Annotated in this window: 5 protein-coding genes; 2 read left to right on the top strand and 3 right to left on the bottom strand. The window is 69.2% G+C overall.

The window, feature by feature from the left end; translation table 11 throughout:
• Positions 1-81: 81 nt before the first annotated feature.
• Entirely contained in the window at positions 82-1,293 is a 1,212-nt protein-coding gene (locus AB0J06_RS23555) for an ABC transporter substrate-binding protein (RefSeq protein ID WP_357431379.1), read from the bottom strand.
• Positions 1,294-1,953: 660 nt separating this feature from the next.
• Between AB0J06_RS23555 and AB0J06_RS23550 the strand changes: the two genes are divergently transcribed.
• On the top strand, positions 1,954-2,556 hold the full coding sequence (locus AB0J06_RS23550) for a TetR/AcrR family transcriptional regulator (RefSeq protein WP_357431377.1): 603 nt from the start codon (positions 1,954-1,956) through the stop codon (positions 2,554-2,556).
• A 108-nt stretch (positions 2,557-2,664) separates the two neighbouring features.
• Here the strand turns inward: AB0J06_RS23550 and AB0J06_RS23545 are convergent, their stop codons facing one another.
• Positions 2,665-3,447, bottom strand: coding sequence for an alpha/beta fold hydrolase (locus AB0J06_RS23545; RefSeq protein ID WP_357431375.1), 783 nt, complete (start codon positions 3,445-3,447; stop codon positions 2,665-2,667).
• Positions 3,448-3,572: 125 nt separating this feature from the next.
• Here AB0J06_RS23545 and AB0J06_RS23540 point away from each other — a divergent pair, with 125 nt between their 5' ends.
• On the top strand, positions 3,573-4,925 hold the full coding sequence (locus AB0J06_RS23540; RefSeq protein ID WP_357431373.1) for a hypothetical protein: 1,353 nt from the start codon (positions 3,573-3,575) through the stop codon (positions 4,923-4,925).
• Between the two features lie 80 nt (positions 4,926-5,005).
• On the opposite strand, the gene AB0J06_RS23535 is transcribed toward AB0J06_RS23540, so the two are convergent.
• Positions 5,006-9,268 (bottom strand): response regulator, encoded by a 4,263-nt coding sequence (locus AB0J06_RS23535; protein ID WP_357431371.1) that lies wholly within the window; start codon positions 9,266-9,268, stop codon positions 5,006-5,008.
• Positions 9,269-9,331 lie beyond the last annotated feature (63 nt).

Genomic DNA, 9,331 nt, shown 5'->3' with positions numbered 1-9,331 from the left:
TCGGTCAGCGGCTCGCTGATGCTGCACGAGCCAAAGCCGACCCAGAGTGGACGTTGCGTGCCCGCCCCACCACCGGAGGGGTCACTTCTGGAGGGACTGCGTCTCTTCGAGGACGATGAGGTCATTCCCCTTGATCTGCGCGATGCCGACCGCGTCGACGCCGGCGCGGTCACCCTTGCCCCACGTCACCGGCGGGACGATCCCGGTCTCGAACTTGTCGAACGACTCGAGCGCCTCGACGACACAGCCGCGCGAGAGGCCCTTGGCACGCTTCAGCGCCTCGGCCGTGAGCTGCGCCTGCACCCAGCCGAGCTCGTTGAACTTGCTCGGCGCCTTGCCGGTCTGCTTGGTGAAGTCGGCGACGAACTGCTTCACCTGCGCGTTGTCGCTCTTCAGCGACGCGGTCTCCAGCGCGACCAGCATGTTCTGCGAGAGCGCCCCGAACTCCTTGATGTAGGAGTCGTCGCTCATCCCGGCCCACGCGCCCGTCTTCGGGCTGTACCCGATCCGCGACATGGCCTGCAGCAGGCCGCCGGTGTCGGCGTTGGTGAGGATCAGGAAGACGTACTCCGCGTCGAACTTCTTCAGCTGCGTAGCGATCGGCGTGAAGTCCGTCGTGCCCGGCGTCTCAGGAACGTAGAGCAGCTCCGTACTCTTGCCCTTGAGCGCCTTCTCCATACCCAGCTTCGCGTTGTCGCCGACGTTGCCGGAAACCCCGACGAGCGCCATCTTCTTCGGCGACTCCTGCTTGAACACGTAATTCGTCAGGATCTCGAATTCCTGGATGTAGTCCACCGTCGCCATGAAGACGTACGGGTTCTTGTCGCCGCCGAGCTCGTCGCTGGGCGCGTACGGCGCGATGGCCGGCACCTTCTTGCGGTCGAGGTAGGGCACGGCACCGAGGAAGTTCGGGGTGCCCTCGCCGCCGGAGACGACGAGGATCTCCTCCTTCTCGACCAGCTGGCGCATCTGCTTTTGCGCCGTCGAGGGGTCGTACGCATCATCCAGGATGATGGGCTTGATCTTCCGGCCCTGCACGCCGCCCTCGGCGTTCAGCTTCGCGTAGAACGCCTCCTGGCCCTCCTTTGTGCCGAGGCCTCCGGCCGCGCCGGAGCCCGACAACGGCATCGTCGTGCCGACCCGGATCTCGCTGTCCGTGACACCCGGCCCGATGTCCTTCGGGTCGCACCCGCTCGCCGACGAGCCCGAACCGCCCGTCGCGCCACCGCACCCGGCGAACAGCAGGCTGGCACCCGCCAACGTGGCGGCGACCATTGCCCTCTTCAACCGCATGTCTTCTCCCTTGTGCTGCAACCTGATCATGCGAACACCTCAGCGGCGCGTGTCATCACCGGTGAACCCTCGGGAGGACCCGCGACGCGATTTCCAGGGCTGCCCCTACGGCAGACTGGGCACTGTGGACTGCCGCGCGCTGCGCGCCCGGGCACAGCAGTTGGTACTCTCCGGCCACCGGGGCGAACTGCAGGGCTCCCCCGGGCACCGCGACCTGCATCCAGGGACGGACTTCGTGGTCCAAGGCGGAGGTCCAATGCAAACCGATTGAGTAACCCGACTCGAGCGGGAGGATGCCCACGTGCAGGTCCCAGAAGGGGCGACCGGCGAAGCCCAGGGCGACCCACTCCCAGCTCGCCCCGGCGGCGCGCAGCGCAGCGGCGGCCGCGGAACCGTCCAGGGCGAGCTCCGGACCCCACCGGAGGTCAAGGCCGGCGCGCGCGGCGAGAGCCGAGCCCAGGCTGTCGTAGACAGCACGCAGGCCCTCTCCGACTCCACTCTCCGGCACGTCTCCCCCTCCGGGACCTCGGATGGCTACCGACCGACCAGTCGGTACCGCGTTGGGAGGGGACGCTATCGTACCGACCGGTCGGTCGGTAGGGTGGAAACAGAAATTTAACCCGCGATCTTCAGCAGAGCTGGCGCACGAAAGGGACGACCATGCCAACGAGGGGCGAGGACACGCGGACCCGCATCCTCACCGCGAGCGCCGAGCTGTTCGCGCGCCAGGGCTACCACGGCACCGGCCTGTCCGAGCTGCTCGACGCGGTCGGGCTCGGGAAAGGCGGCTTCTACCACCACATCGCCAGCAAGGAGCAGCTCCTGCTGGAGATCATGTTCGACCCCATCGACCGGGTCCTGCACAGCAGCGACCGCATCCTCGGCACCGACGCGGACGCGACCACGAAGCTGCGCAACCTCGGGACGGACCTCGGCCACGCGATGGCGGCGGACCTGGCCGCGTGGACCGTGTTCCTCCGCGAGTACAGCGCGCTGGGACACGACGGCAAGGCGCAGGTCCTCAAGCGCCGCCAGGAGTATCTCGACCGTTGGCGGCGCGTACTGGCGGACGGGGCGGCCAACGGCGAGTTCCGGGAGCTGGACCTGGCGTTCGTCGAGTCGATCCTGGGTCTGTTCGTCTACACGTTCGTCTGGGCCCGGGAGTCCACGCCGCCCGAGACGCTGACCGACTCGATAATGACGGTGTTACTGCACGGGGTGTGCGCGCCGGCCCACCCCCGGAGCACCGCGAAGCGGGACTAGCTTCCGCCGCCCGGCTCGACCCGCGTCGGCCACGGCCAGGGCGCTTCTGCGCGCACATTCATCCGCCGTTGTGGCGCGCAGCTCCGCAGGGAGACGTTCGGACCAGTGTCAGGTCAGCCTGGTCGCGAAGCGGCGCACGGGTTCTGACCATGCGTGCGGGTCCCGCCACGGGAAGGTATGCGCGCCGGCGACTTCGACGTACTCGCTTGCGGGCGCCAGCGCGGCCAGCTGTCGCCCCCACCGACGCGTGCTGATCACGTCGTCACGTCCCCGGATGACGAGTAATGGGACAGCAAGCCGCGCCACTGGCTCCTCGATGACGTGCTTGAGATGTGCGCGCACGAGGTGTGCGAGCCGGGGACCGCCCGCCCGCTTCCACTCGGGGCGGTGCGACTGCGTCAGCCCCGGTGGCTCCCGGCGCCCGTCCAAACGCCAGCGGACGAGCAGCCGCATCAGGCCCCGGGCGACGGGATCCACCGTCGGGCTGGCCAGTACGACGCCGGGAACATGTGCGTGACCCATCGCGGCCTGTGCCGCAACCTGTGTGCCGCTGGAATGGCCGGCGAGCACCACCCTGCCGAGCTGCCGGGCGGTGAGCCAGTCAGCGACGGCGCGGCCGAACTCCGGCACGGTGAGCTCGTGGGGCGGGTCACCGCTGCCGGCGAAACCGGGCAGCTCGACCAGGTGTGCCCGGGTCCACTCGCCGAAGGCGCCGAGTCCGGGCATGAGATAGTCGGCAACCCCCATCCCTTGAACGAGCACCACCTCGGGTACCCCCGATCGCGGCTCCCCCACGGCGCGGCTGCGCATCCGGCCCAGCGGGCCGTCGTGGTACGACGTGATCACGTTGCGCGGAAACGGTGGTGCGTAGGACCGGTTCTTGTCCCTCATACCCCCCGGTTACCCCACGCCGGTAACCGAAAGCGCGCGTACGACGGGCGGTCCGGGGTAAGAGCCGGACCGGGGGCGAAATGACGTTTTCACGTGACGTGGCCGGGTTCGACTCCGCTTCCGCGATGGCGATCGCAACCGCCCGGTTCCTGCACGGCCGTGACACGCCACCGTTGGGCAGGCCGTCCGCTCGCGCGTTGCTGCCGCTCGCGATCGCCGCGAACCGGCTTCCGATCGGCCTACGAGAGACGATCTACAGCGTGGCCAGCGGAGCAGAGGCTCGGCCGCCCGGGCGGCTCGCCGCTGTCGACATCGAGGACATCGCCGCCGCGATCGTCCGGCTTTATCCACAGCGGCGGTACCCAGCAGTCGTTCTCGGCTCGTCCAACGGTGCCCTCGTGCACCTATGCGCGGCCCTGGGCATCGCGTGGTTACCGCAGACGCTTCTGCTCCCTCTGCGCCAGCGGCACGTGCCTCCCGATGAACCAATGCGCGCCGTACACGCCTTCAACGACACCGCCCGGGCGCTGTTGACCCGCAATCCAGACCTCGTACTCCACCACATGCACGATCCGAACCAGGACCGGCTCACGTCGCACCGGATGGCCTACTTCCGCGTCAAACGCACCCGGCTCGGACCAGCGTACGAACGGTTCCTCACCAACACGCTGGACACCGGTGCGGTCCTTTTCCTCGCCGAGTGCACCCGGCGCTGGCCCACCACCCAGGTCAGCGAGAGACACGTGTTTCAATTCGGCGCCGTCGGCGGCCTCGAACCACACCAATACCGCGACGGCGATCCTCGTGTGGCCGCATACCTACGCCGCTACGGAATTCCGCGCACCCGTTGGGAGGCTCCGCCATCCGACGGTGAGAGCCCCGAAGCCGAGTGGGGGTTCGAGCCGGCCCTACGCGACGACGTGATCGCGTTCGCGCGGCGGCACGGATACCAGGTTCGCCGACTAATCTTCAACGACCCCGAAGCCCTCAGTCCCCTCGTCGCCGACCTGTACCGCTGGTGGTACGCCGAGCGCGGGATGCCGTCCAATCGCCTGCTCATCGAGTCGTTCATCCTTCTCGAACCGCGGTGGACTCTGCTCACCGGCTGCGTACCGTACTGGAGCGTCTTCCCGGTGCAACACTCCGCCGAAGCTCTCGCACGCTATCTCGACGAGTCGGACACCTACGACTTCCTCCATCTCATGCTGTTCTGCCACGGCGTGGAATCCGTCGGACTGACCACGGTCGACCAGTGGCGGACGCTACTCCAACGCGCACGAGTCACCGGAATGTTCGCCGGAGTAGACATCCGCCGATACCCGAGCGACCTCGCGGCCGTCTTCAGCTACCAACGGGCGCTTCGCGCCATACCCGCCCGGTACCCCATCCCTGAGCCGCTACCACTGCACATGTTCGACACGTTCTTCGCACAACACGGCCATCGCTACCCCAACGTAACGGTAGAGACCGCCAACTAGGGTTTAGTCTGCTCGTCGCCCTACCGGATGAAAGGGCAGACGCGCGACAGGTTGTGAACCTTGGCTGGCGGGAGGTATTGCTAGTCGACGCAGAGCGCGGCACGTAGCGCCTCGCAGGTAACTCCCGTCTGCTCTTCGACGCTGACCGCGAGGGCGGTGGCGGCGGGGCGGTCGTTGGCGACAGCGGCCTCCTCCAGCGCCCCGCAGGTGGCCGCGAGCTGCCATCCCGCGAGCGTGCCGCTGCTCCCCCGCAGCTTGTGGGCCAGTCTGGCCAGCTCCTGCAGGTCTTCCCGGGCCGCCGCGGCTCTGATCGCCGCGGCGGTGTCCGGCGCGTTGCGCAGGTATGACTTCAGGACGCGGTCGACGAACGCCGGCCCCATCTCACGCAGTTCCTCCAGCACGTCCGGATCGAGCACCCCGTCCGGCCCCGCGCTCGGCTCCGCAGCGCTCGAAGGCCCGGCCGCGACCTCGGCCGTCTGCCGGAGGAGGTGTTCCCGCAGGACGGCGTCGAGCTGGTGTTTACGCAGGGGCTTGGTGAGGAAGGCGTCCATCCCGGAGTCGAGACAGCGTTGCTCGTCGGACGGCAGGGCCGAGGCGGTCAGCGCGATAACGGGCATGGTGTCGAGCGGGGCGGCCATCCGCCGGATCCGCTCGGTGGCCTGAAAACCGTCGAGGTTGGGCATCTGGCAGTCCATGAGCACCGCGTCGTACCGCTGGGTGCCCAGCATCCGCAGCGCCTGCTCGCCATCGGGGGCGACGTCGGCGGCGTAACCGAGGCTGGCCAGCATCTCGACCGCGACCTGCTGGTTGACCTCGTTGTCCTCGGCCACCAGAATCCTCGTGGCCGGCCGGCCGTCATCCAACGGTGCGGCGCGCCTGTCAGGCTCCCCGGTGCCGACCACGGGCCGGGTCGCCCGGCCGAGCAGTTGCACCAGCGCCGCGCGGAGCTGGGCCGCGCGTACCGGTTTTGTCAGGTACGCCTCGATCCCGCACTCGCGCGCCTCCTGGGCCTCGCCGGCCTGGTTGGTAGAGGTCAGCATGGCCAGTCGGGTCGAGCGGAGGGCATCGTCGGCGAGAACGGCCCGCGCCACCTGGAGCCCGTCGAGGCCGGGCATGTGCATATCCAGAAGGGCGACGGCGAACGGGTCAGCACGGTCGACGGCGGCCCGCAGCGCCGCGAGCGCGGCCTTCCCGTCGGGCACCGCCCAGGGGCGCATGCCCCACATGGTGAGCAGGTCCCGTACGACCTTGCGGTTGGTGGGGTTGTCGTCGACGATCAGCACCCGCACCCCGGCCAGGTCCGCCGGCGCCGGTGGGTGGGCGTGCGGTTCGACGCCGCTGCGCAGGGGCAGGGTGAAGTGGAAGCGACTGCCGGCGCCGACCATGCTGTCCACCCCGATGCTGCCGCCCATCAGCTCCACGAGTTGCCGGCTGATGGTCAGGCCGAGGCCGGTGCCGCCGTAGCGGCGGGTGGTGGATGCGTCCACCTGGGTGAACGCCTCGAACAGGTGGGCCTGGCCGTCGGCCGGAATGCCGATGCCGGTGTCGACCACCGCGAACGTCACGGATCGGATCCCGTCGTCGCCGACCGCCTCCCCGACGCCCACCTCGACGATCACCTCGCCCCGGTCGGTGAACTTGACCGCGTTGGAGAGCAGGTTGGTCAGGATCTGACGGATGCGGTGCACGTCGCCCCGTACCGTCGGCGGCAGGGCGGGGTGCACCGCCGCCGTGATCTCCAGCCCCTTGGCCTGCGCGGTGGCGGCGAGCAGGCTCACCACGTCCTCGGCGAGCGCGCGTACGTCGAAGTCGACCGGGTCGATCTCCAGCTTGCCCGCTTCGATCTTGGAGAAGTCGAGAATGTCGTTGATGACGTTGAGCAGCGCGTCGGCGGAGTTCTGCACCGTGGTCAGGTAGTCGCGCTGCCGGGCGTCGAGGTCGGTCTCCAGCAGCAGCGTGGTCAGTCCGATGACGCCGTTCATCGGCGTGCGGATCTCGTGGCTCATGTTCGCCACGAACTCCGACTTCATCCGCGACGCCGCCAGGGCCTCGTCCCGGGCGGCCGCCAGTTCCGTCTCGTAGCGCTTGCGATCGGTGATGTCACGCAGGAAGGCGCTGAAGGTCACGTCGGTGCCGCTCCTGGAGTACCAGATCGTCATCTCGGCCGGGAACACCGTGCCGTCGCGACGCCGGACCCTCACCTCGACGGGGTGGTCAGGCAGGGAGGAGCGGCCGCCGGCCAGCACCGCGCGGAACCTGTCCCGCCGGTCCTGCGCGTCGTCGCCGGGGATGATGAGGTCGGTGGCGGCCTCCCCCAGCACCTCCGGCGCGGTCCAACCGAACATCTTCTCGGCGCGGGTGTTCCACCGGGTCACGTATCCGTCGACGTCGACCGCGACGTACGCGTCACCGGCCGCCTCCAGGATGGAGTTGAGCTGGTCCTCCCGCCTGGCCACGTCGGCCTCGGCCATCCGCCGACGGCGTTCAGCGCGTACCGCGATCACCAGTCCGACCAGCAGCACCTGGGCCAGCAGCGAGGCCACGGCCAGGACCCGTCCGGTGAAGCGGTCGGCTCCGGCGAACGCCTCGCTGGCGGGTACGTTGGCCAGCACCGCCCACCCCAGATCGGGCACCGGGCGGTAGGCCGACAGGGTGTCAACGCCGTTGTCCGTGCCGCGGACCATGCCACTGCGCCCCGCCAGCGCCGCCCTCACGTGCGGGTCCCCGGCAACCGACGGCAGGCCCGGCTGCTCGCTGCCCGGCCCGGCCAGCAGGACGCCGTTGCGGTCTGCGACCTTCAGATTGACCTTCTGCATGTCGGCCTGCCGCGCGGTGAACGCCGCCACCGCCTCCAGCCGCAGTCCGATCCCGATCGAGCCGATGACCTGGCCGTTGACCATCACCGGCGCCGTGACCGCGACCGCGCGCGGGTTTCCCGTGATCGCCGCCTGGTACGCGGTGGAGACGTAGGGCCTGCCGGTGCGCATGACGCCCTGGTGGTAGTCCCGGAAGTCGAAATTCCTGCCGATGATGCCGGGCTGCGGCGGGTCGAACGCGAGCATCCTGCCGCTCGCGTCCATCGCCCATACGCCGATGAACTGCGGACCGCGTGACTGCAGCGAAGCCAGGTGCTCCTGCATCTTGACCAGGTCGGCCCGCTCCCCGGCGGCCATCTGCGTCACCACACCGGGACGCTCGGCGTAGGAGGCCGCCAGTTCCTTCACCGCGTTCATCTGGTCGGCCACGTAGGCGACGCTGACATCGACGCTGGCGGTCAGGCTGCGCCGTACCTCGGTGTCCACGGTTTTCTTCGCCTGGCTGACGCTGAGGTAGGTCAGTCCGGTGAGCGGCATCAGCGCGAGGATCAGGAACCCGGCGCACAGCCGCACCGTCGACCGGCGGAGTACCGCGCGGGTCGAGACCGTCGTGGGGTTGTCGCGATCCGCGAGGGAGAGCCGCAGCAGCACCAGAGCGGTCACCGCGAACGAGCCGACGGCGACCACGGCGACATTGCTGGTCGAGGATTGGAACGCGCGAATCGCCAGCAGCACCGGGAGCGGCAGCACGCCGGCCGCCACGATCGCGGAACGAAGCCGTCGCGGCACCGAGAGCCGCAGGTGCGGGGTGCCGGGGTTCAGCGCCGCGGCGGACAGGAGGGCGAACGACACCAGCCACCACGCGACCATCGGGCTGCCCAGGCGGAACGAGCCGTTCAATACCTGGGTGTCGAAGACCGTGTCGCCAACCAGATGGAGGACGGCCCACAGCAGGATCAGCAGCGAGCGCGGCGACCGGTGGACGGTGAACGCCAACGCGACCGCGGCGCCGAGCAACACCACACCGATGAACGGGTGTGCGGTCGTCACCAGTCGGTCCATCGGGCCCGACGCGCGAGCAGCGGCGGGTTCGGCGACGACCATCCACATGATGACGGCGGCCACCGTGGCGAGAATCGACGCGTCGAGCAGCGCCCGTCGGTCCGCCCCGTTACGGCGTGCCAGCAGTATCAGGCTGAGCGCGGTGACCGCGTACGACAGCAGGAACAGCGCGTCGGCGACGGAGGGCCAGCGCAGTTCCCGTGACGCCGCGACCGGGTAGAGGTACCAGCCCCACGCGGCGACGTTCAGGAGTTGACCGACGGTCATCAGGTGCCATCCGACCCGGCCTTCGGGCCGTACGCGGCGGGTACCGACGACGAGCGCCAGCACGCTCACCGCGGTGAGCGCGACCGCCAACATTGGCCGTGACACGTTGTCGGGCAGCAGGAAGAACACCGCCGCGCCGATGAGCTGTGTCAGGCCACACGCGGCCCAGGCGGCTACTTTGGCGCCGCTCCGGCTCATCGCGTACCCGTGTCAATTGTCGGCATAACGGCTGACACATCGGCACCGCAGCAAGGCAGTCAA

The sequence above is a fragment of the Micromonospora sp. NPDC049679 genome (assembly GCF_040659735.1).
Classification (GTDB): Bacteria; Actinomycetota; Actinomycetes; order Mycobacteriales; family Micromonosporaceae; genus Micromonospora_I.
Note: the sequence above shows the minus strand (reverse complement) of the source record. Positions and strands in the feature narration are given on the sequence as shown.